At 53.8% G+C, this 25,825-nt stretch carries 31 protein-coding genes and 1 pseudogene; 23 read left to right on the top strand and 9 right to left on the bottom strand.

All coding sequences use genetic code 11. The annotated features are described in order from the left end of the window. Nucleotides 1-6: 6 nt before the first annotated feature. A complete protein-coding gene (locus MPQ_RS08890; RefSeq protein WP_041362764.1) occupies nucleotides 7-1,047 on the top strand; it encodes a glycosyltransferase in 1,041 nt (346 codons plus the stop codon). Nucleotides 1,048-1,063: 16 nt separating this feature from the next. Here MPQ_RS08890 and MPQ_RS08885 read toward each other — a convergent pair whose 3' ends face one another. From MPQ_RS08885 to MPQ_RS08870, 4 genes are all read right to left on the bottom strand, one after another. Then, a complete protein-coding gene (locus MPQ_RS08885; RefSeq protein WP_041362226.1) occupies nucleotides 1,064-1,462 on the bottom strand; it encodes a GtrA family protein in 399 nt (132 codons plus the stop codon). An 86-nt stretch (nucleotides 1,463-1,548) separates the two neighbouring features. After that, a complete protein-coding gene (locus tag MPQ_RS08880; protein ID WP_013442586.1) occupies nucleotides 1,549-2,484 on the bottom strand; it encodes a glycosyltransferase family 2 protein in 936 nt (311 codons plus the stop codon). Between the two features lie 97 nt (nucleotides 2,485-2,581). Continuing rightward, the gene (locus MPQ_RS08875; protein WP_013442585.1) at nucleotides 2,582-3,061 is read right to left on the bottom strand and encodes a peptidylprolyl isomerase; all 480 of its coding nucleotides are present in this window, start codon (nucleotides 3,059-3,061) and stop codon (nucleotides 2,582-2,584) included. Nucleotides 3,062-3,071: 10 nt separating this feature from the next. Beyond that, nucleotides 3,072-3,536, bottom strand: a complete 465-nt coding sequence (locus MPQ_RS08870) for a peroxiredoxin (RefSeq protein WP_013442584.1) — start codon at nucleotides 3,534-3,536, stop codon at nucleotides 3,072-3,074. Between the two features lie 79 nt (nucleotides 3,537-3,615). Here MPQ_RS08870 and MPQ_RS08865 point away from each other — a divergent pair, with 79 nt between their 5' ends. The 4 genes from MPQ_RS08865 to MPQ_RS14290 all read left to right on the top strand — a co-directional run bounded on the left by MPQ_RS08865 (nucleotide 3,616) and on the right by MPQ_RS14290 (nucleotide 6,497). Beyond that, on the top strand, nucleotides 3,616-4,767 hold the full coding sequence (locus MPQ_RS08865; protein ID WP_013442583.1) for a cupin domain-containing protein: 1,152 nt from the start codon (nucleotides 3,616-3,618) through the stop codon (nucleotides 4,765-4,767). A gap of 23 nt (nucleotides 4,768-4,790) precedes the next feature. Next, nucleotides 4,791-5,279 carry a hypothetical protein gene (locus tag MPQ_RS08860; protein ID WP_013442582.1) on the top strand — a complete coding sequence of 163 codons (489 nt, stop codon included), beginning with the start codon at nucleotides 4,791-4,793 and terminating at the stop codon, nucleotides 5,277-5,279. A gap of 114 nt (nucleotides 5,280-5,393) precedes the next feature. Then, nucleotides 5,394-6,143: a secretin N-terminal domain-containing protein gene (locus tag MPQ_RS08855; protein WP_238525293.1), complete on the top strand. Its 750-nt coding sequence runs from the start codon at nucleotides 5,394-5,396 to the stop codon at nucleotides 6,141-6,143. A 165-nt stretch (nucleotides 6,144-6,308) separates the two neighbouring features. Further along, complete coding sequence (locus MPQ_RS14290; RefSeq protein WP_013442580.1) at nucleotides 6,309-6,497, top strand: hypothetical protein; 189 nt, start codon at nucleotides 6,309-6,311, stop codon at nucleotides 6,495-6,497. Nucleotides 6,498-6,698: 201 nt separating this feature from the next. Here the strand turns inward: MPQ_RS14290 and MPQ_RS08845 are convergent, their stop codons facing one another. From MPQ_RS08845 to dapA, 3 genes are read right to left on the bottom strand one after another with little or no spacing between them, the layout of a single operon-like run. Continuing rightward, nucleotides 6,699-7,472 carry an MBL fold metallo-hydrolase gene (locus MPQ_RS08845; RefSeq protein ID WP_013442579.1) on the bottom strand — a complete coding sequence of 258 codons (774 nt, stop codon included), beginning with the start codon at nucleotides 7,470-7,472 and terminating at the stop codon, nucleotides 6,699-6,701. Between the two features lie 51 nt (nucleotides 7,473-7,523). Continuing rightward, a complete protein-coding gene (gene bamC / locus MPQ_RS08840) occupies nucleotides 7,524-8,786 on the bottom strand; it encodes an outer membrane protein assembly factor BamC (RefSeq protein WP_041362224.1) in 1,263 nt (420 codons plus the stop codon). A gap of 31 nt (nucleotides 8,787-8,817) precedes the next feature. After that, nucleotides 8,818-9,690 carry a 4-hydroxy-tetrahydrodipicolinate synthase gene (gene dapA, locus MPQ_RS08835; protein ID WP_013442577.1) on the bottom strand — a complete coding sequence of 291 codons (873 nt, stop codon included), beginning with the start codon at nucleotides 9,688-9,690 and terminating at the stop codon, nucleotides 8,818-8,820. A gap of 204 nt (nucleotides 9,691-9,894) precedes the next feature. On the opposite strand from dapA, the gene rsxB reads away from it, so the two are divergent. From rsxB to MPQ_RS08790, 10 genes and pseudogenes are all read left to right on the top strand, one after another. After that, on the top strand, nucleotides 9,895-10,794 hold the full coding sequence (rsxB, locus tag MPQ_RS08830; RefSeq protein WP_193373535.1) for an electron transport complex subunit RsxB: 900 nt from the start codon (nucleotides 9,895-9,897) through the stop codon (nucleotides 10,792-10,794). A gap of 41 nt (nucleotides 10,795-10,835) precedes the next feature. Next, complete coding sequence (nth, locus tag MPQ_RS08825) at nucleotides 10,836-11,468, top strand: endonuclease III (protein WP_013442575.1); 633 nt, start codon at nucleotides 10,836-10,838, stop codon at nucleotides 11,466-11,468. After that, nucleotides 11,465-12,529, top strand: coding sequence for an FIST C-terminal domain-containing protein (locus MPQ_RS08820; RefSeq protein WP_013442574.1), 1,065 nt, complete (start codon nucleotides 11,465-11,467; stop codon nucleotides 12,527-12,529). Before nth ends, MPQ_RS08820 begins: the two co-directional genes overlap by 4 nt. A 2-nt stretch (nucleotides 12,530-12,531) precedes the next feature. Continuing rightward, nucleotides 12,532-12,972 carry a DUF1841 family protein gene (locus MPQ_RS08815; RefSeq protein WP_013442573.1) on the top strand — a complete coding sequence of 147 codons (441 nt, stop codon included), beginning with the start codon at nucleotides 12,532-12,534 and terminating at the stop codon, nucleotides 12,970-12,972. Nucleotides 12,973-13,090: 118 nt separating this feature from the next. Further along, on the top strand, nucleotides 13,091-13,654 hold the full coding sequence (locus tag MPQ_RS08810) for a sigma-70 family RNA polymerase sigma factor (protein WP_013442572.1): 564 nt from the start codon (nucleotides 13,091-13,093) through the stop codon (nucleotides 13,652-13,654). Between the two features lie 44 nt (nucleotides 13,655-13,698). Continuing rightward, nucleotides 13,699-13,800 (top strand): annotated as a pseudogene (locus tag MPQ_RS14180) (zf-HC2 domain-containing protein); the annotation flags it as partial. A 27-nt stretch (nucleotides 13,801-13,827) separates the two neighbouring features. Continuing rightward, nucleotides 13,828-13,950: a hypothetical protein gene (locus MPQ_RS14175; protein ID WP_255348604.1), complete on the top strand. Its 123-nt coding sequence runs from the start codon at nucleotides 13,828-13,830 to the stop codon at nucleotides 13,948-13,950. Between the two features lie 84 nt (nucleotides 13,951-14,034). Then, complete coding sequence (locus MPQ_RS08800) at nucleotides 14,035-14,367, top strand: hypothetical protein (protein WP_013442570.1); 333 nt, start codon at nucleotides 14,035-14,037, stop codon at nucleotides 14,365-14,367. A gap of 1 nt (nucleotide 14,368) precedes the next feature. Continuing rightward, nucleotides 14,369-15,271 (top strand): DUF692 domain-containing protein, encoded by a 903-nt coding sequence (locus MPQ_RS08795; protein ID WP_013442569.1) that lies wholly within the window; start codon nucleotides 14,369-14,371, stop codon nucleotides 15,269-15,271. Next, nucleotides 15,268-16,056, top strand: coding sequence for a DUF2063 domain-containing protein (locus tag MPQ_RS08790; protein ID WP_013442568.1), 789 nt, complete (start codon nucleotides 15,268-15,270; stop codon nucleotides 16,054-16,056). The genes MPQ_RS08795 and MPQ_RS08790 overlap by 4 nt, the downstream gene beginning before the upstream one ends. Nucleotides 16,057-16,077: 21 nt before the next feature. Here MPQ_RS08790 and MPQ_RS08785 read toward each other — a convergent pair whose 3' ends face one another. Then, entirely contained in the window at nucleotides 16,078-16,413 is a 336-nt protein-coding gene (locus MPQ_RS08785) for a hypothetical protein (protein WP_013442567.1), read from the bottom strand. A 20-nt stretch (nucleotides 16,414-16,433) separates the two neighbouring features. After that, the gene (gene nadB / locus MPQ_RS08780) at nucleotides 16,434-18,092 is read right to left on the bottom strand and encodes an L-aspartate oxidase (protein WP_013442566.1); all 1,659 of its coding nucleotides are present in this window, start codon (nucleotides 18,090-18,092) and stop codon (nucleotides 16,434-16,436) included. A 169-nt stretch (nucleotides 18,093-18,261) separates the two neighbouring features. On the opposite strand from nadB, the gene rpoE reads away from it, so the two are divergent. From rpoE to rnc, 8 genes are all read left to right on the top strand, one after another. Next, nucleotides 18,262-18,888: an RNA polymerase sigma factor RpoE gene (gene rpoE, locus MPQ_RS08775; protein WP_369750483.1), complete on the top strand. Its 627-nt coding sequence runs from the start codon at nucleotides 18,262-18,264 to the stop codon at nucleotides 18,886-18,888. 16 nt (nucleotides 18,889-18,904) lie between these two features. After that, the gene (locus MPQ_RS08770) at nucleotides 18,905-19,360 is read left to right on the top strand and encodes a sigma-E factor negative regulatory protein (protein ID WP_013442564.1); all 456 of its coding nucleotides are present in this window, start codon (nucleotides 18,905-18,907) and stop codon (nucleotides 19,358-19,360) included. Then, complete coding sequence (locus tag MPQ_RS08765) at nucleotides 19,360-20,328, top strand: MucB/RseB C-terminal domain-containing protein (protein ID WP_013442563.1); 969 nt, start codon at nucleotides 19,360-19,362, stop codon at nucleotides 20,326-20,328. The genes MPQ_RS08770 and MPQ_RS08765 overlap by 1 nt, the downstream gene beginning before the upstream one ends. 202 nt (nucleotides 20,329-20,530) lie before the next feature. After that, nucleotides 20,531-21,952, top strand: a complete 1,422-nt coding sequence (locus tag MPQ_RS08760) for a DegQ family serine endoprotease (RefSeq protein WP_013442562.1) — start codon at nucleotides 20,531-20,533, stop codon at nucleotides 21,950-21,952. 267 nt (nucleotides 21,953-22,219) lie between these two features. Continuing rightward, nucleotides 22,220-24,013, top strand: a complete 1,794-nt coding sequence (gene lepA / locus MPQ_RS08755) for a translation elongation factor 4 (protein WP_015830417.1) — start codon at nucleotides 22,220-22,222, stop codon at nucleotides 24,011-24,013. Then, nucleotides 24,010-24,756 carry a signal peptidase I gene (lepB, locus tag MPQ_RS08750; RefSeq protein WP_013442560.1) on the top strand — a complete coding sequence of 249 codons (747 nt, stop codon included), beginning with the start codon at nucleotides 24,010-24,012 and terminating at the stop codon, nucleotides 24,754-24,756. Before lepA ends, lepB begins: the two co-directional genes overlap by 4 nt. A 12-nt stretch (nucleotides 24,757-24,768) precedes the next feature. After that, nucleotides 24,769-25,140 carry a DUF4845 domain-containing protein gene (locus tag MPQ_RS08745; RefSeq protein ID WP_013442559.1) on the top strand — a complete coding sequence of 124 codons (372 nt, stop codon included), beginning with the start codon at nucleotides 24,769-24,771 and terminating at the stop codon, nucleotides 25,138-25,140. 5 nt (nucleotides 25,141-25,145) lie between these two features. Further along, nucleotides 25,146-25,820, top strand: coding sequence for a ribonuclease III (gene rnc / locus MPQ_RS08740; protein ID WP_013442558.1), 675 nt, complete (start codon nucleotides 25,146-25,148; stop codon nucleotides 25,818-25,820). The last annotated feature ends 5 nt before the right edge of the window (nucleotides 25,821-25,825 follow it).

Here is a 25,825-nt window from a genome sequence, read left to right as displayed (position 1 = left end):
ATGTGTGTGGCAAAATTTGATGTGTTGATGCCAGTTAAAAATGGCGAAGCTTTTATTCGTGAGGCCATTGATAGCGTTATTAATCAAACTGAAAAAAATTGGCGTTTACTGGTTCTTGATCATGGTTCCAGTGATGAGACTTTAAATATCGTCAATGCGTTGATTAAGGTAGATAAACGCATTGAGCTATATTCATTCCCTGATGCGGTGGGACTTTCAGGATTGCTGAATGAAGGTCTTAAGATTTGTAATGCTGAGTATGTCATGCGACTGGACTCGGACGATGTGGCACTTCCATCTCGTATGGAGCTCACGGAGCGAGCTTTTCTTGCCCATCCTGACATTACGGTGGTAGGCGGCCAGGCACTCAAGATTGATGGGACGGGCAAGTCACTCGGTAAACATAAAGTGGCGGTAGGTGTTGAGGCAATATCCGCTGCTATCTTCTTCTATAACCCCGTTATTCATCCTACGGTTAGCATGCGTTTATCGCATATTCAACAAGAGCACATCCGGTATGGGGAGGACTTTCTCAAATGTTTACCCAACGAAGATCAAATCCATGTGCCTTCCCTAGCGGAAGACTACTTCTTGTTTGGTTTGCTCGCCATCAGCAAGCGCTGTTTAAATCTAGACGAGCCGTTAATTCTATACAGGTGGCACGGACAGAATGTCTCTATTAGCAAAGCTGTCGATCAGCGTAAGGTGGCCTTGCAGATATCACAATATCTTGCCAAAAATGCGGCCATTCGCTATCAGATCCCTTTGTTTGATCCTGTGCCTTATTCCAATCACGGATGCAAATTGGAAAGTGATGCAAAATGGGGAGATACAGCAGATCAGCTGTTTGATGCGCTGTCGGGTGTAATTGATAAGGGCTCAGTTGAACGTGAGCGTGCATTCCGTAAGGCGATATTTACTAACAATATCCTTACTTATGTACTGAAGTATGCATGCTTCAGATTGCGTTATCGAGAGGAACGTACAGATGAAACGGTCACTTTCAAACACCAATTGAAGAAACGTTTAGTGTGGTGGAAAAAATAATGCTGTACGTCCTTTTTTATTTTTTGAATACATAAAGGTTGGCAATCGAGAAATTAAGGATCATACCTGCACAACTGCCTATGGCTACAGCTATCCATGGATTCCCTTTTAGATAAGGGAGAAAGTGAAAAGCAAGAACAGATACCATGGCATTGATGATTGCACCGGGGAGTTGTGATAAAGCGAATTTCCCCAATTCTCCTAGGCTGGCTTTTTTGTGGGAGTATTGGAACGTGAAACTACGATTCAATAGCCATGAAAAACATATGGAAGCTGATACGCTTATGACTCTTGCCAGGAGGGGTGAAGATATAATGAATAACAGCAACCAGAAAGTCAGAGCATCAAATCCTAAAACGATCACACCAACAACACCAAATTTTATAAATTTTAAAGGAAATGTGTTGTTAGTCATGGGTTTGCCAACATTATTAATTCATTTTTAGATATTGAAAAATATGTACATTGAAGACATACGGAGATGGTCACGTGTTTTATTCATTAGATAAATCTATCCGTATTCATGTAGGCTAATTGTTTAACCTCTTTTCTACCTTGAGTCACTGTGGCTAATATTAAGCCGCTCATTAAGCTCAATATCGAAAGTGCCATTACTAAACCAGATAGAATGGCGGTAGGGAAACGAACTACAAGTCCGGTATTTAAATAGTCGATGAATACGGGGTAGAACAGAACAACTGAGGCAACGAAAAAGAGAACGCTTAGTGAATAGAAAAATAGAGATGGGCGCTCAAGTTTGATCAGCTTGATGATCATCCACAAAATCTTGAAGCCATCTTTGTAGGTGCTGAGTTTGCTGGTTGAACCCTCGGGCCGGGCGCCATAGTTTGTTTCGACATCCATGCTGCGCATTTTCAGTTCCAGAGTATGGACTGTCAGTTCGGTTTCAATCTCAAAACCAGAGGCCGTCACAGGGAATGACTTGACGAATCTGCGCGAGAAAACCCGGTATCCGGTGAGCATGTCTTTGGTGGATTGCCCGAACAGTTTCGCTACCATGGTAGTCAGCATCCAGTTACCGAAGCGATGACCATTTCTGTAGGATTCATTGACCTCGGATATCCGCACACCGTTCAGGGTATCCAGGTCCTCATCAATTAATAAGCGGACCAGTTGCGGCGCGATAAATGCATCATAGGTATCGTCGCCATCCACCATGATATAGACATCCGCCTCGATGTCCGAAAACATGCGTCTGACGACATTGCCTTTGCCTTGAAGATGTTCTTTTTTGGTAATGGCACCAGCGGCTTGCGCTTTGGCAAGGGTGTCATCTTTTGAATTGTTGTCGTAAACGTAGATTCTGGCGGAGGGGAGTGCTTTTTTAAAGTCGGTGACGACTTTGGTGATGGTTAAACCTTCGTTGTAGCACGGCACCAGCACGGCTACTGATAAAGCTTCAAATGTCTTTTCCAAAATAATTCCGCTGTTACATTTAAAGTCATAGTGCAGAGTATCAAAGGGAGCCATCAATACCGTGTTGCACTATTGATGGCTGGCTGAGTTGGGAGGCTTAGTGGTGATGGCCGCCGGCGCCATGCACGTGACCGTGCTCGACTTCTTCCTTGCCTGCTTCGCGCACGCCGGTTACCGTACACTTGAATAGCACGCGCTCACCTGCCCATGGGTGGTTGCCATCTACGATGACTTTGCCGTTTTCGATGTTGGTGATGGTGTAGAGGATCACTTCGCCGGTTTCGTCTTCACCTTCAAACTGCATGCCAACCTTGAGGTCTTTGCTGGGGAATGCCGAGGCGGGTTCCATTTGCACCAGCTCTTCGTCATAGTCGCCGAAGGCATCGGAGGGCTCGAGGGTAATTTCTACGGTATCGCCCACGGATTTGCCGTGCAGCTCTTCTTCAACACGCGGGAAGATGTTGTCATAACCGCCATGCAAATAGCTCACGGGGTCGGTGCTGGACTCCAGGATTTCGCCTTCGCTGTTGCGAAGTTCGTAGGTCATGGAGACAACAGTGTTCATGGTAATTTGCATAGCGGTTCTTTCAGTCCAAAGTTTTGATAATGTTCAGTATTTCCAGTGCATGGCCTTTGGCCGTGACACCATATTGCATGTGACGCAGTACACCTTTGGCATCAATAATGAAGGTAGAACGTACTATCCCCATTTTTTTGATGCCGTCTTTCTCTTTTTCTTGCCATACCTTGTATTTTTCGCAGACTTTACGGTCTTCATCAGCGAGTAGCGTGATGGCGAGTCCGTGTTTGTCGCGGAATGTGGCGTGGCTGAGACAATCGTCTTTGCTGACGCCGACAATCAAGGTGTTATAGCGGGCAAAATCCTCTTCGTGGTCGCTGAATTCGATGGCTTCCACGGTGCAGCCCGGCGTATCATCCTTGGGATAGAAGTAAAGGACGATGTTTTTGCCGCGAACATTGGAGAGCTTGAAAAGCTCCATGTCTGCGTCAAAGAGGGAAAAATCAGGAGCCGGTGCACCAAGCTGCAACATCTTGACCTTGCAGTAAATGAGTGTGATCAAATTCTAACCTATTTTTTATTGGCAAGTCGCTACACAGTAGGATGATTGGATGAAAAAAACAGATAAAGCGTCCCAGACAGGCGAGCAGCCACTGGCCTTGCTGGGCGGCATTTCAGCAGAAACATTCCTCGCGGAGTATTGGCAAAAAAAACCGTTGCTGATTCGCGGCGCCATCCCCGATTTTGCGGGCTTGCTAAGCCCGGATGAACTGGCGGGTCTTGCTTGCGAGGAGGATGCCCAGGCGCGCCTGGTGAGCCAGGTGAAGGGGCAATGGCGTTTGCGTCAGGGCCCTTTTGCGGAAGAGGTGTTTGCCAAGCTGCCGCAAAAAAACTGGACGTTGCTGGTGCAGGGCGTCAATCATCATTTGCCATCGGCCATGGCGTTGCTGCAGCAATTTTCTTTTATTCCCCATGCCCGGCTGGATGACTTGATGGTGAGCTATGCGCCCAGTGGCGGAGGCGTTGGGCCGCATTTTGATTCATATGATGTTTTTTTGCTGCAGGGGCAGGGTAGTCGCCTCTGGCGCATCAGTGAGCAGCGGGATCTGGCTATTGTCGAAGGCGCACCACTGCGCATATTGCAGCGCTTTGATACGGCGCAAGAGTGGGTGCTGGAAGCCGGCGACATGCTGTATTTGCCACCTCATCTGGCGCATTGGGGCATTGCCGTTGGCGATTGCATGACCTATTCCATCGGCTTCCGCGCTCCCTCTGCACAGGAGCTGGGCGGTGAGTTCCTGGCGTATTTGCAGGAGCGTTGTGCGTTGGAGGGCATGTACGCAGACCCCGACCTCAGCCTGCAAGCCCATCCTGCAGAAATCAGCGTTGGCATGCTGAATCGGGTAACCAATATGCTGGAGCCTCTGCGCTGGCAACCGGAAGACATTGCGCATTTTCTGGGGTGTTATCTGTCGGAGCCCAAGCCGCATGTGGTGTTTGATGTGCCGCCCACCATGCGTCCTGCTACATTCGCCAAAAAACTGCAAACACACGCACTGGCGCTTGATCTCAAAACGCAGATGCTGTTCTTTCGCGATGCTTTGTTTATCAATGGCGAAAAGGTGGATATGCATGAGCCAGCGCGCCCGCTCCTGATTTCACTGGCAGATCGGCGGCAGATTGAACCACAGGAGATCAAAGACACTGAGCTGCTCTCGCTGTTACATGATTGGTACCAGGCGGGTTACGTCGAGTTTGTATAGCGCACTTCACAGTGGAGGATGCCATGAGTTCTTTACCAGAAAACACGGTATTAACCAGCAGGCGCGAGTATGAAGCAGCGCTGACGGCAGTGCTGGCGCATGCCCAGCACAAGCTGTTTATTTTTGACCCTGATCTGACCTTTGGCGGATTTGAAGCCGCCGAGAATGTTGCGCGTCTAAGAGACTTGCTGGTGAGACAGCCCGCTGCCAAGGTGACCTTGGTGTTGCAGGACACCCGATACCTGCTGGATCGCTGTCCACGGCTTCTCGGTTTGATGCGGCAATATCAGCATGCGATGACAGTCTATGAGACAAACGACGAGGGTAAACGCGTGAGTGACAGTTTTGTATTGGCGGATGATCATGCCTACCTGCGGCGATTCCATGTGGACCAGGTGAGATTCAAATTCAGCTTGAACGATACTGCCACGGCCAGATTGCTTGGCTTGCGGTTTGAGGAACTGTTGCAGCTCACTCATCATCAGATCAGTACCACACCCCTGGGGTTATGAAATATGACGCGAATATTGGCTAATTATCGAGGCGCAGGCACGAGCGTCATAACGTTGCTGCTGCTGATGGGGCTTTTCAGTGCCTCTCCTGCGTGGGCGCGAACCGAGTTCAAAATGATCACCTTGCAGCATCGCTTTGCGCAGGAGCTGGTACCTATCGTGGCGCCGATGGTGGGCGAGGATGGCAATGCCAGTGCCATTGATAACCACCTCGTCATCCGCGCATCCCCCGAGCGCATGCAAGCGATAGAAGAGCTAGTGGTCAAGCTGGACACGGCACGCCGCAACATGCGCATTACGGTATCGCATGAAGACATGCAATCGGGTAATCAGCAGAATATTGGCGCAAGTGGCAATGTGCGGATAGGGCAAGGGCAGGTGATCGTGCAGCGACGCATGCCGGGAGACCTCCCACCGGAAAACAATCTGAATATTGACCTGGATCAGCGCGAGTACAGCAGGTCGCAGCAAGGCAGTGAGTTTGTTAATGTGGCAGAAGGTGAGCGGGCATTCATACGGGTGGGTCAGCGTGTGCCTTATACCCAGCAATGGCTAGTGCTAACCCAGTCATATGCGCAGCGTATTCGTAATACCCAGTTTCAGGATATTACGACCGGATTCGCGGTGAGGCCGCGTGCGCTGGGCGATCAAGTCGAAGTTGAAATCACGCCCCGAATTGCGCAAGCGGGGGCAGGTGGGGTGATTGATTTTGAGGAGCTTTCTACCATTGTGATGGTGAGGCCGGGTGAGTGGCTCGATATCGGTGGCACCATGCAATCTCGCGATGATGTCAGTCGTGCCATTCTGAATAGTCAGTCTGCAAGCGGCAGTGGCTATAGTCGTCTCATGATTCGGGTCGACTGACTGCGCTCGCGCGAAAGGTATTTTAAATTAAAGTTAAATTAAGCTGAGGATGATAAAAACAGTGGTTTTTTTTTTCGGAGGTGGTAGAATTTTTACCACTCGGCTTCTTTCACAGGTTTGCCGTACTGGTTTAACTTATAGACTATATTGTTAAGGGATACAAAAATGACTCGTTCCGCTCTGCTTGCCGCTTTGCTCGCTTTGGCTCTTACCGCTTGCGGTCAAAAAGAAGAAGCTCCCGCTGAGGCTCCTGCTGTTGAAGCACCAGCTGCTGAAGCTCCTGCCGCTGAGGCACCAGCTGCTGAAGCACCAGCCGCTGAAGCTCCTGCTGCACCAGCTGAAGAAGCTAAGTAAGTCTTTCTAGTATTTACTAGCAAAGTAAAAAGGCCAACTGCAAAGTTGGCCTTTTTGTTTGTCTGTACTCTTGCTAATGCATTGATAAATTTACGATAAACAAGAGCTAATTTTAGGCTGTTGCTTGCATTCATTACAGAATTAGCGTGGTAAAGATCACATCTCTAACCCGTCATGGGTAGATAGTTTTCCTGCTTAAAGCTAGCGAATATCCCGCCAGTCAAACCCCAGTTCCTGATCAGCAATGCTGATCCAATCGCGTTCACAATTGAGTGCCGAAGATAAACAGTCAATGACCAAATCCGGGTGATTGTTCTTGGCACTTAGATGAGCCGCAAGCAAATGTTGCAGATGGCTCAGATCCAGATTGGCAAGAATAGCGGCCGAGGTTGTATTGTCCAGATGGCCCAGCCGCCCACTCACACGCTTTTTCAGGGGCCAGGCGTAAGGCCCGTTCATGAGCATATCCAGATCATGATTGCACTCCAGCACCAGGCCATGACAGCCAGACAGCATGGCTTCGATATGCGGCGTGGAGGTGCCGGTATCGGTTAATACGCCCAGCTTGGTATTGCCATCATCAAAGGTATATTGCACGGGTTCACGTGCGTCATGCGGGACGGGAAAGGGGTTAACACCCAGGTCTTGTATGGTGAATGGTACGTGACTATCGATGACATGCAGTTCAAACCCGCGCTGTTTGGGCATGAGTCTCTCGACCATGGTAAATGTGCCATGCGTTAGCCATATCGGGATGCCGAATTTGTTGGCGAGTTTGAAAACGCCGCCAGCATGGTCATCATGCTCATGGGTGACCAAAATGCCATTCAAACTCTCGGGGGATATGCCTGCGCGTTGCAGGCGATGAATGGCGTCGCGCAGGCCGAAGCCACAATCCAGTAGCAGGGTGGTATCGCGAGATTGAATCAGCAGTCCGTTGCCAGAGCTGCCGCTTCCTATGGAGCTGAAACGCATCATGATGCCATGGAGCTTAGCGCCCCATGGCCTGGAAGATCAAGTGCAAACTTATTTCAGTTGTTCGAACAGCAGGTTCATGATGCGTTTGGCGCTGGCAGACTTGCTCGGCACACCGTCTTTGTCGGTCACAGAGACTTTGGAGCCCGTGCCGTCATCTTCCACCTTAACGCGGTATTGACGTTCTGCTTCCTGCTTGGCTTTGTCCTTGTCGCTGCCCCAGAATTTCAGCTTGTCGGTAATACCCTTGTCATCGGCGGGCTTGGCGGCAGCATCTTTCTTGGATTCATCATCCTTGTCATCACCCCAGAATTTCAGGCTGTCGATCAAGCCTTTTTTCTTTTGAGGCGTGTCATCAATGTCCACATCGGAATAGCGCACGTAGAAAATGCCACTGGAGCGGTCGCGGTCTTCTACCACAAAGCCTACGCGGTCCAGTGCCAGGCCGACACGGCGCCAGGCACGGTCAAAGCTGTCGTTGACAGCCAGTGACACGGTGCCATCGCTATTCTGGTTAAGCTTGGCGCGGACTTCGGTATTCGAGGTGGTAATGATGGTGCGCGATTTCTTTTCTTCCACGCCCAGTTTCACCATCAGGCGACGCAGCAATTCAGCGTCGATATCTTCTGCATCGGCGCGCGCTTCTTCTTTCTTGCTGCGCTTGTAGCCCATCTCAACCACGCCGGCGCTGGTGACGACGCGTTCTTTGTTATCGTCCGGAGCATCGCTGACTGAGCGGTGGCTCATATAAATTTCAGTGGTGCCAGTTTCGGTACCGTTATCCAGACGGGTACGGAATTTCTGGCGGTTTTGCAGGGTATTCAGCTTGTCGAGCCAGCCCTGGAATTTATCCAGGTAATTGCCCTTGTCATCCTTGGTCAAGGTGCTGGGGTCTACCCATTCGGTTTCCATCACGCCGGTTTGTGGATTCTCCACACGGACGGAAAAGCCGAGGTCTGCCCAGAATTCCCGAACAACCGGCCAGATTTTCTCCGGAGGCGCCTGAACAACCAGCCAACGCTGGGCACCCGCGCGCTCCAGACGCACATTGTCGGGGTTGGCTAATACTTTCACCTGTTCCTCACCTTGCTCAGATTGCCCCTGGGTGTAGTTGGAATAAGTGGTAGAGCCAGGAACGGCATAGGTGTCGTTTGACGAAATCGAGGTCAGATCCGGCGGCACTTCAAGCGGGCGTGAACGGCCAGCTGCCTTGTAATCGGATGAAGTGTCGATAAAAGGGATGGAGTCGCAGGCGCTTACAGACAGCGCAAGTAAGGTCGCGAGTACAAGCGGTTTCAAAGTGAATCGATTCATGCGGTTTCTCGTCAACTTTCGAGTCAGTGAGTTAGATAGAGGCGTTGCCCATGGCGGCACGCAGCGTCTCGTGATGCTGCGCGGAAAGAGGGACCAGTGGCAGGCGGATGCCTGGGCCTATCAGTCCCATTTCGCCCAATACCCATTTGACCGGGATGGGGTTGGCTTCGACAAACAGTTTCTGGTGGAGTGCAAACAACTTGGCATTAATGCTGCGTGTGGTAGCCGCATCACCCGCCAGCGCGGCCTTGCACATTTGCTGCATCAGGCGCGGTGCCACATTAGCCGTCACCGAGATGACGCCATGCGCGCCCATCAGCATCAAGGCAGCGCCAGTGGCATCGTCGCCGCTGTAAATTGCAAAGCCGGCAGGGGCGCGCAAAATCAGGTCGGTACCACGTTCCAGGCTGCCAGTGGCATCCTTGATGCCTACAATATTCGGCAGTGCTGCCAGCCTTAAGGCGGTTTCATTGCTGATATCGCAGCCGGTGCGGCCAGGTACGTTGTACAGGATTTGAGGAATATCGACAGCCTCGGCCACGGCCTTGTAATGCTGATACAAGCCTTCCTGGGTGGGCTTGTTGTAATAGGGAGCCACCAGCAGGCAGGCGTCAGCGCCCAATTCCTTGGCCTTGCTTGTCAGGTAAATGGCCTCGCTGGTCGAGTTGGCACCCGTACCAGCGATCACGGGGATACGGCCTGCCACTTGCTCAATGGCAGTTTTGATCAGCAGGCAATGTTCATCAAAATCCACGGTAGGCGATTCGCCGGTGGTACCGACGATCACGATACCGTCGGTGCCTTCCTGCACATGAAAGTCGATTAGGGAACGTAATGCCTGAATATCAAGACCACCATCCTCATGCATGGGGGTGGCGATGGCAACAAGACTGCCTTGCAGCATGATCAACCTGACAATATGAATTAAATCAAAACATTTTAACTTAAAGTAGCCTCTGTAGAACACGCTTTTTGCATCTGCTTACATCATATTTGAGCATATGGCGGCTCTGGTTTGGCATAAGGCTGGCGTGAGCAGGCCCGATATTAGCCATGGTCTGTTACCGCTTAATTAAAGGGCTCAAGCCTGTATAATCCGTTTCATATCATGTCTGTATCCAAGCCTACTTCCCCCCCGATCTTGCAGCGCCTGCGTCGACTAGTCGTGGGCAAGCCCATCCCATCCAGTGCCAATGCACTGCCTGCGCAGGGTGAAACCAGTCCGCTGGTGGCAAGCATCGATGCCATTCTGCCCCAGACGCAATGCACGCAATGTGGCTATCAGGGTTGCAAGCCCTATGCTGAAGCGATTGCGCGGGGCGAGGCCAATATCAATCAATGCCCGCCAGGCGGCGATGCGGGGATACGCGCACTCGCCAGTTTATTGCAGCGACCTTACATTCCACTGAATCCCCAGCATGGCGTACAAAAACCCAAACAGGTTGCCTTCATCGATGAGCAAACCTGTATCGGCTGCACGCTGTGCATACAGGCGTGCCCCGTGGATGCGATTCTGGGCGCATCCAAACAGATGCATACCGTGATCGCTGACGAGTGCACCGGCTGCGAGCTTTGCATTGCGCCTTGCCCGGTGGATTGCATCACTATGGAGCCGCCACCCGTCACGCAAAGCCCACGCTGGCGTTATCCTGAATTTACCCTGCATGCGCCTGCCGGGCCGCTGGATGTGCAGGCAGCCAATGTCGCGCGCGAACGCCATGCGTTCCGTGTGCAGCGGCAAGCGCGTGAACAGGATGAGCGGGCACGCAAGCTGGCGCAACGCCGCGCTGCCAGTGCCGCGAATAGCACCACGCAAGATCCGGCTGCTGAACAGGCAGCATTGGCGAAAAAAGCCGCCATTGCCGCGGCCATGGCCCGGGTGCAGGCACAAAAAGCCGCATCGGCACCCCGCAACACCGAGGTACTTAGCCCTACCGTCGCGGCCGAGATTGCGGCCATTGAGGCAAGACGTGCGCAGATGAAAAAGACCGATGACAGTGCAGATTGAATTTTCAAAACTGCGTCAGCAAACACCATGAGCGCAACCCCATGAATGCAGAAAAAAGACACGAGATATTCAGGCGCTTGAGTGAGGCCATACCAGAGCCTAAAACCGAGCTGACGCATACATCCACATTTGAATTGCTGATTGCGGTGATTCTGTCGGCCCAGGCCACCGACAAGGGTGTCAACATTGCCACGGCAAAGCTGTTTCCGGTGGCCAATACACCACAGGCCATTGTCGATCTTGGGCTGGAGGGCCTGGAAAGCTATATCAAGACCATAGGCCTCTACCGCAGCAAAGCCAAAAATGTGCTTGCCACCTGCCGCATGCTGGTCGAGCAATACAACAGCGAAGTGCCGCGCACGCGTGCGGCGCTGGAAAGTCTGCCCGGAGTTGGCCGCAAGACGGCCAATGTAATCCTCAATACGGCATTTGGTGAGGCCACCATTGCCGTTGATACGCATATTTTCCGGCTAGGCAATCGCATAGGGCTGGCCCCCGGCAAGACCCCGCTGGATGTGGAAAAGAAGTTAATGAAGACCGTCCCCAGGGAATACATGCAGGATGCCCATCACTTGCTGATCCTGCACGGGCGCTATGTGTGTGTGGCACGCAAGCCAAAATGTGCAGCCTGCGTGATCTACGATCAATGTGAATACAAGGAAAAAACCGCTTGAATGAAGTCGCGACGGGTCTGGCAGTCGGCAATACGGCACGTCCCGAACTGGCTGCCGAAGCCGTGCAGCAGGCCATGCAAAAACTCGGGGATCGCGTTCCAAATAGCGTCTTGCTGTTTTTGACGGAAGAATTCGCCGCCGATCCGCAGCCTGCCATCCGGGCTGCCGCGGCGGCATCCAGTTGCCTGCAGGTCATGGGCTGTTCGGCCCCCGGCATTTTTACCGAGCAGGATTGGGTGCTGGATATGCCCGCGGCGGCGGCCATGGTATTCAGTGGTGATGTGACCATGCTGCCCAAACCGGAGGGCCCGGAACTGCGAATGGCACTCACCGCTCCCAATGCGCTCAATACGGTCTGGTTGCAATCACCCGCTTTGCGTTTTGGCGGGGTCTCCGGCGATGCCACGGGCCAAGGCCCTTTCTCCGTATGGCAGCACGCCAAGGGTACGCCGGTCGGGCATTGCGAAGCTGCGTTTCGCGGCGTCAATGCTGCGGTGCTGGTGTCGCATGGGTTGCGTATATTGACCTCCATCCAGACCATCGATGCCGCCAGCGATTACGATCTCCTGCAGTTAAATGCGCAAGCCGCATTGCCGATGTTTCATCTGTCCTTTCCGGATACGGCGCCTTCATCTCACTTGCTGATGGCCATGGTGGCGGATAGTGAAGCCCGGTTGTTGGCGGGCGATTTTCAGCTGGCGGGTATCGTCTCGGAAAATGCGGCGCAGCAATCGCTGACGCTGACCAAGCCCTTGCGCGCAGGCCAAGTGGTTTGCTGGGGCGTGCGTGCCGCCGATGCCGCCGAAGCCGAGCTGCAAGGCCTCATCGCCAATCAGCTTGCCGCCTGGGCGCGCCAACCTGCGTTTGGATTGTTTTTCAGCTGCCTCGGGCGCGGGCCTTATCTGTATAACGGCATGGATAGAGACCTGGATGCATTGCGGCTGCGTTGCCCTGGCATGCCCTTGATTGGTTTTTATGGCAATGGCGAAATTGCCCCGCATGGACAGGGCAGTGAACTGCTCGAATATTCGGCCGTACTCGGCCTGTTTGCCAAGGATTAGTCATGGCCTTATTCAATCCCTCCCGCGATGAAGTCCGGCGTTTCTTTTTTGATAGCTGGGCCAAGTATCGCCAGCTGGCAGCATTGACGCCGTTGGAAGCGTTGGCGCTGCAGGTGATGCAGTTGCATCCGGAATACCATGCGGTGCTCGATGCGCCCGAGCGCTATCTGGAGCAGGCGTATTTTCCCGAAATGGGCGAAACCAATCCCTTTTTGCACATGAGTTTGCATCTATCGGTGCTGGAGCAGCTCTCCATCGACCAGCCGCCCGGCATACGCCTCGCCTATGAGGCGCTCAGGCAACGTCACGGCAATGAAATGGATGCGCAGCATGATCTGATGGACTGTCTGGCAGAAACCATCTGGCGGGCGCAACGCGATCAGCAGCCACCGGACGGCATGGCCTATATCGCCTGTTTTCAGGCCAAGGCCAGGGCAGACTGATGGAACTGTCCCGGCCAAGGCTTACTTGATGCGAGGTATCAAGGCAGGCTTGCAATGGCCGGACTTGCCAGCCACCGCTGGCATGGTGCAAACCCTGCATTTCGTGATTGAATAGCGCATGAAAAAAACAGACCCCCATGCCTGGCTTGCCGAACACGGTGATTATCTTTACCGCTTCGCCCTGGCGCGCTTGCGCGATACCCATCAGGCGGAAGATGTGGTGCAAGAAACCTTGCTGGCCGCCATGCAAAGCGCCAGTTACGCCGGGCAATCGGCCCCCCGCACCTGGCTGGTGGGCATACTCAAGCACAAGATTATTGACCTGATTCGCAAGCAAATGCGCGAGCAACCGGTGGAAGGGTTGGGAGAGGATTTGCCCGATGAGCCAGGCATGGATGAGTTTTTTGACGAGGACAACCGTCATTGGAACGACAAACCCCAGAGTTTTGGCATGCCGGAAAACAGCCTGGAGCAAAAGCAGTTCTTGACGATTTTGCAGGACTGCATGGATCGTTTGCCCAAAAAACTGGCGGCACTTTTCATGCTGCGCGAAGTGCAGGAAGAAGAAAACGAAATAATTTGTAAGGAACTGGATATTAGCTCGACCAATGCTTGGGTGATGTTGTATCGCGCCCGAATGGGATTACGCAAATGTCTTGAATTGCACTGGTTGGGGCGCTAGAAAATGAGCGCTTGTTACCTGAATAGAGAAAAGGGAGGAACGGTATGCTGAGTTGCAAACAAGCCAGCAGGCTGTTGTCCCAGTCGCTGGACAGGCGTCTGACGTGGCGTGAACGGACTGCGCTGCGTCTGCATTTGACCATATGCGATGTGTGCAGGCGGTTTGGGCGGCAATTGTTAGTGCTGCGTGAAGCTGCCAAACGCATGGTCAGGCTGACCGAGCAGAATGAGACCCTGCAATTATCCCAGGAGGCGAAGGCGCGTATTGCCAGTGCCCTTGATCTTGAGCGTCAGTGATTTAACGCTGGATTGATGCGCAGGACATGGGGCTGATGCTATTCACTAGTTGAGCTATCCACTTAAATTTTAGGAGAAATAAAAATGAACACTTCCAAGAAAACCCTGAGCCTGATGGTCGGTACTGCATTCGTTGCTTCCATGGCAGCCGCCAATGTCCACGCTGCTGAAAATCCGTTTGCCATGAAGACCCTGTCTTCCGGCTACATGGTGGCTGAGGCCGACAAGATGAAAGACGGCAAGTGCGGCACGGGCAAGTGCAGTGCTGAAATGAAAGCCAAGATGGCCAAGGAAGGCTCATGCAGCGCCGATAAAAAAGCCGAGGGTTCCTGCAGTGCCGACAAGAAAGCCAAAGAAGGTTCTTGCAGCGGTGACATGAAGTCCAAGGAAGGTTCCTGCCACGCCGACAAGAAGTAATATGGAACAGGCGCAATCGCATCATCCCATCAAGGGGGCGGGTCTGGGCCTCAAGCGTGAGCTGTTGCCGCAGATTCAGGCAGCTTACGGCACCAGCCTGACCGCTCACCTTGATTTTGTTGAGATTGCGCCTGAAAACTGGATAGGCGCCGGTGGCAAATATGCCAAGCAATTGGCCTGGTTCACCGAGCGCTATCCCATCGTTTGTCATGGACTGTGCCTGTCGCTGGGCGGGCCGGATCCACTGAATGAAGATTTTCTGCATCAGGTAAAACAGTTTCTCGATCAGCACCATATTCCGCTTTATACCGAGCATTTAAGCTACTGCACCGATGGTGGCTATTTGTATGATCTGCTGCCCATCCCCTTTACCGAAGAGGCCGTGCGCCATGTGGCTGCGCGTATCCGCCGCACGCAGGATATTCTGGAGCGGCGCATTGCGGTAGAAAATGCCTCGTTTTATGTGGCTTCGCCCATCGCCGAAATGGATGAGGCCAGCTTTATCCGCGCCGTATTGCAGGAGGCGGATTGCGATTTGCACCTCGATCTCAACAATATCTACGTCAACAGTGTCAATTTTGGTTTTGATCCACATGCGTTTCTGCGTGAAATGCCGGGCGAACGTATCGTCTATGCGCATATCGCCGGGCATGATCACGAGGCTGAAGACCTGATTATCGATACCCATGGGCAGGATGTGATTGATCCTGTCTGGCAGTTGCTGCGCGAGGCTTATGCGATGTTTGGTGTTTTCCCCACCTTGCTGGAGCGCGATACCAATATTCCTCCGCTAGCGGATGCCATGCGCGAGGTGAATAAAATTGCCGGGTTGCAAATGACGCCGCAAGGTATTGCCAGACAGCAGCCAGCGGATTCCATCAGCCGCAAGCGGGTATCCGCATGAGCGGCGCCGATACTGATTTGCCCTTGTTCCAGCAATATCAGCTGGCATTCACCGCGCATATCCGCCATCCGCGTCAGCATGCGCGCCCGGCAGGAGTGCAGGCCAAGCGCATGCGCGTCTATAACGAAATCGTATTCAATAACCTGCAGTCTGCCGTTGGCGCCTGTTATCCGGTCTTGCAGCGGGTGTTGGGCAAGCGTGCCTGGCAGGCGCTGCTGCGCCGGTTTTTTGCCGAGCATCAGGCGAGCAGCCCTTTTTTTCGTGATATTCCCCAGGCCTTTCTGGAATTTTTACCGCAGGTAGCAACATTGCCGCCTTACGCCGTCAGTCTCGCCCATTATGAGTGGATAGAACTGGCGATTGCTTCGGCCGATACGGTGACGCCATCGCTGACTGCCGAAGGCGATCTTATGGAGGGCATACCCATTGTGGCGCCTGCGTTGGCGGTGCTGGCCTATGATTATCCAGTGCAGCAGATTTCAGTCCGTTACAAGCCGCGTCAGGCCTTGCCGGAGCCTGTGCATCTGCTGGTGTTTCGCAACCAGCTGGATGAGGTGAAATTTGTCGAGATGAATGCCATGACGGCGCGCTTGCTGGCCTTATTGCAACCGGGTGAGCTGAAGGGCAGCGCCGCCTTGCAACAGCTGGGCCTGGAGATGGGGCATGCGGATCCTGATTCCCTGATGCGCTTTGGCGGGGCATTGCTGGAAGACTTGCGCCAGCAGGATATCGTCTGGGGCATTGCGGTTAGCGATGAGGCTGGTATCAGGCCCGGCGCATCCTGACCTGATATAAAGGAAAGTGGATCAGCCTGGCAGATCTGTCACGCTGTAGATGGTCCAGTGCTGGTTGCCCGCCCGAGTGATGGAGCATCCCAGGCTTGCACTGGGGTGTTCGCGATCAAGCACATGTTTGGTATGGTCGGGCGTCTGCTTGTCCAGATACCAGCGGTCTACCCATACCACTTTGCCGGCTTGCGGCTGCGTATTGGTCAGCGTGATCAGTTTTCCATCATTTATCGCACAGTCTGCATCCTCCACTTCGATCAATTGCACGGCAGCAGTCGAGCTGTTGTCTGCCTGCGAATGCAGTGGGGCGAGGAAGGCCGCGATCAGCGCGGCAGATAGCCAGGTGTGTTTCATAAGCAAACTTTCGTCTGAATCTAATGTGTTGCCTTGGTGCGGCGCGCCGGTTTTTTCAAACTCGTCACCTCGTGATGACCATGGTGGCGATCCAGCAGGCTGTAGTAATTGGATGGGGTCAGCACGGTAGGAATCGCATCCGGCAGCATGTCCGGGTAATCCTTGCTGTAGTGCAGGCCCCGGCTCTCATGCCGTTCCATGGCGCTATTCACGATCAGCTCCGCCACCTGCAGCAGGTTGCGCAGCTCAATGAGATTATTGCTGATGCGGAAATTGCTATAAAACTCGTGCACTTCATCGCGCAGCAAGTGTATGCGGTGCAGGGCGCGCGTCAGGCGCTTGTTGGTGCGCACGATGCCCACATAATTCCACATGGTGCGGCGTAGTTCGCTCCAGTTGTGGGTGATGATGATTTCTTCATCGGCATCGGTCACGCGGCTTTCATCCCAGTAGGGCAGCTTGACCGGACGGTTATTGGGTTTGGCCAGAATATCCTGCGCGGCGGCCTGACCGAACACCAGGCATTCCAGCAGCGAATTGCTGGCCAGGCGGTTGGCGCCATGCAGGCCGGTGCAGGCGGTCTCGCCGATGGCATACAGCCGCGGAATATCGGTGCGGCCAATGTGGTCGGTCATGACGCCGCCACAGCTATAGTGAGCGGCGGGCACTACCGGGATGGGCTCGCGCGTAATGTCGATGCCCAGCTCCATGCAGCGGCGATAAATGGTAGGGAAGTGTGAGAGCACAAAGTCAGCCGGCTGGTGCGAGATATCCAGATACACGCAATCAATACCGCGCTTTTTCATTTCAAAGTCAATCGCACGTGCGACGACATCGCGTGGCGCCAACTCGCCACGCGGGTCATGCTCCAGCATGAAACGGGTGCCATCGGGCAACAGCAGGCGACCACCTTCGCCACGCACCGCTTCCGTGATCAAAAATGACTTGGCCTGCGGATGGTACAAACAGGTGGGGTGGAACTGGATGAACTCCATGTTGGCCACGCGGCAGCCTGCGCGCCAGGCCATGGCAATGCCGTCACCCGTGGCGACATCCGGATTGGTGGTGTAGAGGTAAACCTTGCCCGCGCCGCCCGTGGCCAGCACGGTATTCTGGGCGGCAATGGTGAGTACCTTGCCGCTCTGGTTATCCAGCACATAGGCGCCCAGGCACTCCGCACCTTCAATTTTTACCTTGCGTGCCGTGATCAGGTCCACGGCAATATGGTCTTCCAGCAGGGTGATGTTGGGGTGATTGCGCACTTTTTCGGCCAGCGTTTTTTGCACGGCATGCCCGGTCGCATCGGCGGCATGAATGATGCGACGATGACTGTGACCGCCTTCGCGCGTCAGGTGAAAGCCGCTATCGTCGTCTTCACGGGTAAACGGCACACCCTCGTCAATCAGCCATTGCACGGTTTCGCGGCCATGTTCGGCCACCAGGCGGGTGACTTCGGCATCGCAAAGTCCGGCGCCGGCAATCAGGGTGTCCTGAATGTGGGCCTCAATGGAATCGTCGTCGGTGAGCACCGCAGCAATGCCGCCTTGTGCCCAGTTACTGGAGCTATCATTGATGCTGCGCTTGCTGACCAGACATACTTTTTTGTCTGCTGCCACTTTCAAGGCCAGGGTGAGACCCGCCAGCCCGCTACCAATGATCAATACATCAAATTGCTGCATATATATCCGTCAGGTGAAACTTTAATCAGTGTAGCGCTGTCTTCAACACTAAGCTAGTCGACACCAAGCTGGGAGAAACACAATGATTAATGCAAAAAATATGGGAGAATTTTCGCGCCTCGGTTTCGTAGACACTACGATGCAAGGGTATACTCCGAAAATTAACAATATGCAGACAGGGAGCGCTGGCCCCATGGTGGGCAACCGGGAGATAGATCAGGAATTGGTTGAGCGTGCTCAGCGCGGCGACAAGCGCGCCTTTGGCATGCTGGTGGACAAATACCAGCGCAAGCTGGGACGTTTATTGTCCAGACTGATTCGTGACCAGGCCGAGGTTGAGGACGTGGTACAAGAGTCCTTCATCAAGGCCTATCGTGCCTTGCCTAACTTCCGGGGTGAAAGTGCGTTCTACACTTGGTTGTATCGTATTGGCATCAACACCGCCAAGAATTATCTGGTGGCCATGGGCCGTCGTCCGCAGGTATCCAACGACATCGAAATCGAAGATGCAGAAAACTTCGAGGACGGTAACGAGTTGCGTACCATGGACACGCCTGAAACAGAGTTAATGACCAAGGAAATCGCCCGTACCGTCAACGATACCGTTGCGGCACTTCCTGATGAATTACGGACGGCGATTACCCTGCGCGAAATCGAAGGTTTGAGCTACGAGGAAATCGCGACCCTGATGAACTGCCCGATTGGTACGGTGCGTTCACGTATTTTCAGGGCTCGTGAAACCATTGCGCAGAAACTGCGCCCGCTGCTGGATACGCCTCAGGACAAGCGCTGGTAAGTAACAGGAGAAAGTAATGAAAGATCAAGTTTCTGCTCTCGTTGACGAAGAGCTGTCTCTGGAAGACTCCGAGTATCTATACACGGCCATTCGGTCCAGCGAAACCCTGTCCGATTCCTGGACCACATACCACCTGATTGGGGATTGCATGCGTGGCAGTCCCATTTTCAAGGCGGATTTGACCGACCGCATCATGCAGCAACTGGAACAGGAGCCGGTGGTACTGGCTCCCAAGGCCAAAAAAGCGGTCTACAAGACGCCTACACTCTGGTCGGTCGCTGCTTCGGTCGCTGCCGTCATGTTTGTCGGCTGGATGGTATTGCAACAACAGGTGCAAACACACGGCGAATCGGCACCCGCTGAAATCGCACAGAATGTCGCCTCCGAGTATCTGCTGGCCCATCAGTCCATGGCCCCAAGCAACTCCGCTTATTACATTCAGCCTGCGTCCTATTCTGAAAGCGAGAAGTAATGAAGCGTGGGGTACTGGGTTTTTTGCTTGTCAGCCATGTTGCGCTTGCAACAGCGGCGGGAGAAGCCACTGGTGACCCCTGGATGGTCTTGCAAAAGGCAGCTCAGGCTGCCCGCGAGCTGAGTTATCAAGGCGTATTCGTTTATCAGTCTGGCACAGGTTCACGCTCGGTACAGATCACCCACATGAATTACGGGCAGGGCGAGTATGCCCGCATTGTGGTGCTGGATGGCACTCCGCGTGAGGTATTGAGCCAAGGTCGCGATGTAGTGATTTTCAGCCCACGCAATGAGAAAGTCGTCATCGAAAAGCGCCGCGGGCAGAATATGTTCCCCGCGGTTTTGCCGTCCAATCTGGATGCGATCAAGTCCAGTTATGACGTCAAGTTTGGCGGCACTGAGCGTATAGGCGGGCGGGATGGCCAAATGGTGATTCTCTCCCCCAAGGATAAATTCCGTTATACCTACAAGTTCTGGGCAGACCGTGAATATGGCCTGCTCCTGAAATCGATGTCAGCGAATGATCGCAATGAGCCCATGGAGCAATTTGCGTTTAACCAGCTGACCTTGATGAATAGCCAGAAAATGGACTGGTTTCAACCTAATGTCAGCCCGGAAAAGCAGTATGTCATGGAAGAATCCGGTGCGGGCCGCTCCGAACCGGTCGAGGCTATTACATGGACGGTAGACCAGCTTCCTTCTGGTTACCGCAAGGTCGACGAAATCACACGCCTGGTCCCAGGCAAGCCAGCACCCGTTACCCAGATCGTCTATTCCGATGGTCTTGCGTCGGTGTCGCTGTTTATCGAGCCTTTGCTCAAAGGCATGGCACCCAAAGTCGGGCATAGCGCTTTTGGCGCAACCCATTTCTATGCCAATGTCCTTGAGGGACACCAGGTTGTGGTAGTGGGGGAAGTACCCGAAGCTACCGTCACCCAGATCGCCAACACTATTCATTTCAAGAAATAACTCCCGTATGGATTTTCCTTGCAGCATGCAGTGCCAGCGCGGCAACGCGTGTTGCTGCCATGCTGCTTATCCGTGCGTGATCGATGCATCTTTATCTAGTGTTATTAGGGGAACAGGCATGACGGCGCGATGTCTTCAACCATACGCAGCTCATGCTTGGGGTATGACTGTCATTTAACCGATGTACGAATGAGGTGTATGCATGCTTAAGAAAATAATCGCCACTTGCGCGATCCTTATCACAGTGTCAGGAACCGCGTCGGCCAAGGATTTGCCCGACTTTACCGAGCTGGCGGAAAAGCAGGGGCCAGCGGTTGTCAATATCAGCATCACGCAGGTGATGCATGGCCAGGCGGAAGGCACAGTGCCATTCCCCGGCATGCCAGATGATCCGGCGCTGGGCGAATTTTTGCGTCGCTTCGGCATCCCCGGCATGCCAGGCCAGGGTAACGGCGCTCCGCAACAGGATTACAAATCGCAGTCGCTGGGTTCGGGCTTCATCATCAGCAATGATGGTTATATCCTGACCAATGCGCATGTGGTCAATGAAGCCGACGAAGTGTTGGTGAAGTTGTCCGACAAGCGCGAATTCAAGGCCAAGATCATAGGCTCTGACCGTCGTACCGATGTCGCACTGATCAAGATTGATGCGACCAACCTGCCCAAGGTGACCATAGGCGACCCCAATCAGCTGAAAGTCGGCGAATGGGTAGCGGCCATCGGTTCACCGTTCGGTCTGGAAAACACCATGACTGCCGGTATCGTCAGCGCCAAGGGCCGTGCCTTGCCGCAGGAAAACTTTGTTCCTTTCATTCAGACCGACGTGGCAATCAACCCAGGTAACTCGGGTGGCCCGCTGTTCAATTTGCGTGGCGAAGTGGTGGGCATCAATTCCCAGATCTACAGCCGTAGCGGTGGCTCCATGGGCCTTTCATTCTCCATCCCGATTGATGTGGCGATCGATGTGTCCAACCAACTGAAAGCCAACGGCAAGGTGACCCGTGGCTGGCTGGGTATCGGCATTCAGGAAATCACCAAGGATCTGGCAGATTCATTCGGCATGAAGAGCACTAACGGTGCGCTGGTTGCGGGTGTGGAAAAAGGCGCTCCTGCAGAGAAGGGTGGTCTGGAAGCGGGCGATGTCATCGTCAAGTTTGATGGCAAACCTGTGCTGACTTCCTCTGACCTGCCGCGTATTGTTGGAGCTACCAAGCCTGGCAAAACCGTGCCGGTAGAAGTCTTGCGCAAGGGTAGCACCAAGACTCTCAACATCACCGTGGGCGAAGCACCTACTGAGAAAGATGGCGTTGCGCCAACGCCCAAAGGCTCGGCCAAGCCAGAAGTGAACCGTCTTGGCCTGGTGCTGCGCGAGCTGACGCCAGTGCAGAAGCGCAAATTGAGCGGCAAGAATGGCCTGCTGGTGGTGGATGCGCAGGGCGCTGCTGCTCAGGCAGGCATACGCCGTGGCGATGTGGTGCTTGGTCTTAACAACACCGAAGTGCAGAGCCTGGAGCAGTTCAACAAGCAGCTCGCGGGTGTGGCTAGTGGTAAAACCGTGGCCTTGCTGGTACAGCGCGATGACAACACCTTGTATGTACCATTGAAGCTCGCGGCGGATAAATAGCCGTGATCAGCAGTGCTATTAGGCCTGCTTTACGGTAAAATCACGTACTAGTGAATGTAAGAGGGCGCTTCGGCGCCCTTTTGCTATATTCGCGGCAGGCTGAATCAGTTATGCCGCGAGCAGGCTTGCTGATTTGAAACAGGTTGAAAGTCCCGACCGGCAGCGCTTTCCGCACGCCGGTACTGGTGGCGGCCGGGCGGTCTGACCTCAGTGTCGATCAGGCTTGGACGCATGGACTTTCCTCGCTATATATTGCAAACGGACCTCATGAAAAATATTCGTAACTTTTCCATCATTGCCCACATTGATCACGGTAAATCCACGCTGGCTGACCGCATCATTCAGCTGTGCGGCGGTCTTTCGGATCGCGAAATGGAAGCGCAGGTGCTGGATTCCATGGATCTGGAACGTGAGCGCGGCATTACCATCAAGGCGCAGACTGCAGCCCTGCAATACAAGGCGCTGGATGGCCAGATCTACCAGCTTAACCTGATTGATACCCCAGGGCACGTCGACTTCTCCTATGAGGTGAGCCGTTCGCTGTCTGCCTGTGAGGGGGCCTTGCTGGTGGTGGATGCATCGCAGGGCGTGGAAGCGCAGAGTGTGGCCAACTGTTACACCGCGATTGATCTCGGTGTGGAGGTGACAGCGGTACTGAACAAGATCGACTTGCCCTCGGCAGACCCTGAGCGCGTGATTCAGGAAATCGAGGACGTGATTGGCGTGGAAGCCACCGATGCCGTGCGTTGCTCGGCCAAGACCGGCGAAGGCGTGCGCGATGTGCTTGAAGCCGTCGTTGCCCGCATTCCGCCACCTGAGGGCGATCCAACCAAGCCATTGAAAGCGCTGATCATCGACTCCTGGTTTGATAACTACGTGGGCGTGGTGATGCTGGTGCGCGTGATTGACGGCACCCTCAAGCCCAAAGACAAGATTCGCATGATGGCCACGCGTGCTGTGCATCTGTGCGAGCAGGTGGGTGTATTCACCCCCAAGTCACGCCAGAAGGAATCCTTATCCGCCGGTGAAGTGGGTTTCATCATTGCTGGTATCAAGGAACTGACCAGTGCCAAGGTAGGCGATACGGTGACGCTGGCCGACAAGCCTGCTGCCGAAGCTTTGCCTGGTTTCAAGGAAGTGAAGCCGCAAGTGTTCGCCGGTTTGTATCCGGTGGAATCCAATCAGTTTGAAGCCTTGCGTGATGCCCTGGAAAAACTGCGCCTGAATGACGCCTCGCTGCAATTCGAGCCGGAAAACTCCACTGCCCTGGGCTTTGGTTTCCGTTGCGGCTTCCTCGGTCTCTTGCACATGGAAATCGTGCAGGAACGGTTAGAGCGCGAGTACGACATGGACCTCATTACCACGGCGCCTACCGTTGTCTATGAGCTGTTGCTGAAAAACGGTGAGGTCGTGCAGATCGAGAACCCATCGCGCCTGCCTGAGCCTTCGCGCATTGATGAAATCCGCGAGCCGGTGATCAACGTCAATCTGCTGATGCCACAGGATTATGTGGGCCCGGTGATGACGCTGTGCAATGGCAAACGTGGCGTGCAGCGCAATATGCAGTATATGGGGCGTCAGGTCATGCTGAGCTACGAGATGCCGTTGAACGAAGTGGTGCTCGATTTCTTTGACAAGCTGAAATCCGTATCGCGTGGCTATGCGTCCATGGATTACGAATTCCTCGAGTTCCGTGCGGCCGATCTGGTCAAGCTGGATATCATGGTCAACGGTGACCGCGTGGATGCGTTATCCCTGATTGTGCACCGCGCCAACAGTATCTACCGTGGTCGCCAGTTGTGTGCCAAGATGCGCGAGCTGATTCCGCGCCAGATGTTTGATGTGGCGGTGCAGGCGGCCATTGGTGCCAACATCATTGCCCGTGAAACCGTGAAAGCCATGCGTAAGAATGTGCTGGCAAAATGCTATGGCGGCGATATTACCCGCAAGAAAAAACTGCTTGAGAAACAAAAAGAAGGTAAAAAACGCATGAAGCAAGTGGGCAATGTGGAAATTCCACAAGAAGCATTCCTGGCGATTCTGAAAGTAGAAGACAAATGATGTTCGCACTGTTTATGGTGGTTATCCTGGCTGTCACCGGCCTGATCTGGTTGCTGGATATTCTGGTGCTGAAAAAGCGCCGCCCGGCAGGCAAGGCAGACCCGGTACTGGTGGAATATTCCAAAAGCTTTTTCCCGGTGATTCTGGTGGTGTTCATGATCCGCTCCTTCGTGGTCGAGCCCTTCAAGATTCCATCCGCGTCCATGATGCCTACCCTGATCGCAGGCGACTTCATCCTGGTGAACAAATTCATCTACGGCCTGCGCGTGCCTATTCTCAACAATACCTTTCTCGAGATCCGCCATCCGCAACGTGGCGAAGTCTTCGTATTCCATTATCCAAAGGACCCGTCGATTGATTACATCAAGCGTGTGGTCGGCGTGCCTGGCGACAAGATTGCCTATCGTGACAAGCAGCTCTACATCAATGGCAAAAAGCTGGATGTGAACTACGCGGATGACTACCAGTATGTAGGCTCCGGCCTCAGCATGGTGGTGACCAAGCGTTACCAGGAGCAATTGGGCGAGCACAAGCACGATATCCTGCTGGAAGAAGAAAAGCCCTCGCTGGATGGCGAAGTGGAAGTGCCGCCCGGGCATTACTTTGCCATGGGCGATAACCGCGATAACAGTAATGACAGTCGCTTCTGGGGCTTTGTGCCGGAAGAGAATCTGGTCGGCAAGGCGTTTTTCATCTGGTGGAATTTTGATAATTTCGGCAGAATTGGCAACACCATCAACTAGGGGCTGATCAACATGAACCGTCAACGTGGTATTACCTTTATCGGGCTGGTGCTGCTTATTGCCGCGGGGCTGTTCGTGGTCATGGTAGGCATGAAGCTGACACCTGCCTATGTTGAATATTTCACCATCAAGAAAACCTTGAAAAAGATCAGCCAGGAACCTGGCTTTGAGAGCATGAGCCGCAAGGAAATCATGGATGTCTACACCAAGGCGGCGATGATAGACGAGATCGGCGATGTGAATGCCAAGGATCTGGTGGTGGGCAAGAATGCGGCGGGTCAGAACACGGTGTCCATTGATTACCAGAAAGTGATCCCGATTATCGCCAATGTCAGCGTGCTGATTGATTTCACCGCCTCTACCGATGCCTCGGCATCGCCCTGATCCGGATGTCACAAACCGGACTGGAACGGCTGCTAGGCCATGATTTCACCAATGGGCAACTGCTGACGCAGGCACTGACCCATCGCAGCCATAGTGCGCGTAACAACGAGCGCCTCGAATTCCTCGGCGATGGTGTGCTGAACTGCATTATCGCCAACCAGCTTTTCCAGCGTTTTTCCAAACTGCCAGAAGGCGACCTCAGCCGTTTGCGCGCGCATCTGGTCAAGGAGCCAACCCTCTGCGAGATTGCCCAGCGCCTGCAACTGGGAGACATGCTGAAACTGGGCGAGGGCGAATTGAAAAGCGGCGGCTGGCGTCGTCCTTCCGTATTGGCCGATGCGCTGGAAGCCATTATCGGCGCAGTGTTTCTCGATGCTGGTTTTATTGCCGCCGAAGCGCTGGTGGTCAGGCTATACACGCCTTTGCTCGAAGCCATAGACCCCAAATCCATAGGCAAGGATGCCAAATCCCTGCTGCAGGAATACCTGCAAGGCCGCAAGATCGCCTTGCCCGAATACACCGTGACAGCCACCGAGGGCGAGGCGCATTGCCAGTTGTTCAAGGTGGATTGCACCATCCCCAAACTCAAGCTGGTCACCCATGGTGAAGGCTCCAGCCGCCGCGCGGCCGAGCAACAGGCCGCCGAGCGTGCCTACCAGCAACTTACAGCTACCTCGTAGCGAAA

Source organism: Methylovorus sp. MP688 (genome assembly GCF_000183115.1).
Classification (GTDB): domain Bacteria; phylum Pseudomonadota; class Gammaproteobacteria; order Burkholderiales; family Methylophilaceae; genus Methylovorus; species Methylovorus glucosotrophus.
Note: the sequence above shows the minus strand (reverse complement) of the source record. Positions and strands in the feature narration are given on the sequence as shown.

Bases quoted from the DNA above. Each gene is read 5' to 3' on its own strand.
- MPQ_RS08885 (WP_041362226.1), bottom strand. From the start codon at position 1,462: ATGACTAACAACACATTTCCTTTAAAATTTATAAAATTTGGTGTTGTT.
- MPQ_RS08875 (WP_013442585.1), bottom strand. From the start codon at position 3,061: ATGCAAATTACCATGAACACTGTTGTCTCCATGACCTACGAACTTCGC.
- MPQ_RS08870 (WP_013442584.1), bottom strand. From the start codon at position 3,536: ATGTTGCAGCTTGGTGCACCGGCTCCTGATTTTTCCCTCTTTGACGCA.
- MPQ_RS08865 (WP_013442583.1), top strand. From the start codon at position 3,616: ATGAAAAAAACAGATAAAGCGTCCCAGACAGGCGAGCAGCCACTGGCC.
- MPQ_RS08860 (WP_013442582.1), top strand. From the start codon at position 4,791: ATGAGTTCTTTACCAGAAAACACGGTATTAACCAGCAGGCGCGAGTAT.
- MPQ_RS08855 (WP_238525293.1), top strand. From the start codon at position 5,394: ATGATCACCTTGCAGCATCGCTTTGCGCAGGAGCTGGTACCTATCGTG.
- MPQ_RS14290 (WP_013442580.1), top strand. From the start codon at position 6,309: ATGACTCGTTCCGCTCTGCTTGCCGCTTTGCTCGCTTTGGCTCTTACC.
- MPQ_RS08845 (WP_013442579.1), bottom strand. From the start codon at position 7,472: ATGCGTTTCAGCTCCATAGGAAGCGGCAGCTCTGGCAACGGACTGCTG.
- bamC (WP_041362224.1), bottom strand. From the start codon at position 8,786: ATGAATCGATTCACTTTGAAACCGCTTGTACTCGCGACCTTACTTGCG.
- dapA (WP_013442577.1), bottom strand. From the start codon at position 9,690: ATGCTGCAAGGCAGTCTTGTTGCCATCGCCACCCCCATGCATGAGGAT.
- rsxB (WP_193373535.1), top strand. From the start codon at position 9,895: ATGTCTGTATCCAAGCCTACTTCCCCCCCGATCTTGCAGCGCCTGCGT.
- nth (WP_013442575.1), top strand. From the start codon at position 10,836: ATGAATGCAGAAAAAAGACACGAGATATTCAGGCGCTTGAGTGAGGCC.
- MPQ_RS08815 (WP_013442573.1), top strand. From the start codon at position 12,532: ATGGCCTTATTCAATCCCTCCCGCGATGAAGTCCGGCGTTTCTTTTTT.
- MPQ_RS08810 (WP_013442572.1), top strand. From the start codon at position 13,091: ATGAAAAAAACAGACCCCCATGCCTGGCTTGCCGAACACGGTGATTAT.
- MPQ_RS08800 (WP_013442570.1), top strand. From the start codon at position 14,035: ATGAACACTTCCAAGAAAACCCTGAGCCTGATGGTCGGTACTGCATTC.
- MPQ_RS08795 (WP_013442569.1), top strand. From the start codon at position 14,369: ATGGAACAGGCGCAATCGCATCATCCCATCAAGGGGGCGGGTCTGGGC.
- MPQ_RS08790 (WP_013442568.1), top strand. From the start codon at position 15,268: ATGAGCGGCGCCGATACTGATTTGCCCTTGTTCCAGCAATATCAGCTG.
- MPQ_RS08785 (WP_013442567.1), bottom strand. From the start codon at position 16,413: ATGAAACACACCTGGCTATCTGCCGCGCTGATCGCGGCCTTCCTCGCC.
- nadB (WP_013442566.1), bottom strand. From the start codon at position 18,092: ATGCAGCAATTTGATGTATTGATCATTGGTAGCGGGCTGGCGGGTCTC.
- rpoE (WP_369750483.1), top strand. From the start codon at position 18,262: ATGCAGACAGGGAGCGCTGGCCCCATGGTGGGCAACCGGGAGATAGAT.
- MPQ_RS08770 (WP_013442564.1), top strand. From the start codon at position 18,905: ATGAAAGATCAAGTTTCTGCTCTCGTTGACGAAGAGCTGTCTCTGGAA.
- MPQ_RS08765 (WP_013442563.1), top strand. From the start codon at position 19,360: ATGAAGCGTGGGGTACTGGGTTTTTTGCTTGTCAGCCATGTTGCGCTT.
- MPQ_RS08760 (WP_013442562.1), top strand. From the start codon at position 20,531: ATGCTTAAGAAAATAATCGCCACTTGCGCGATCCTTATCACAGTGTCA.
- lepA (WP_015830417.1), top strand. From the start codon at position 22,220: ATGAAAAATATTCGTAACTTTTCCATCATTGCCCACATTGATCACGGT.
- lepB (WP_013442560.1), top strand. From the start codon at position 24,010: ATGATGTTCGCACTGTTTATGGTGGTTATCCTGGCTGTCACCGGCCTG.
- MPQ_RS08745 (WP_013442559.1), top strand. From the start codon at position 24,769: ATGAACCGTCAACGTGGTATTACCTTTATCGGGCTGGTGCTGCTTATT.
- rnc (WP_013442558.1), top strand. From the start codon at position 25,146: ATGTCACAAACCGGACTGGAACGGCTGCTAGGCCATGATTTCACCAAT.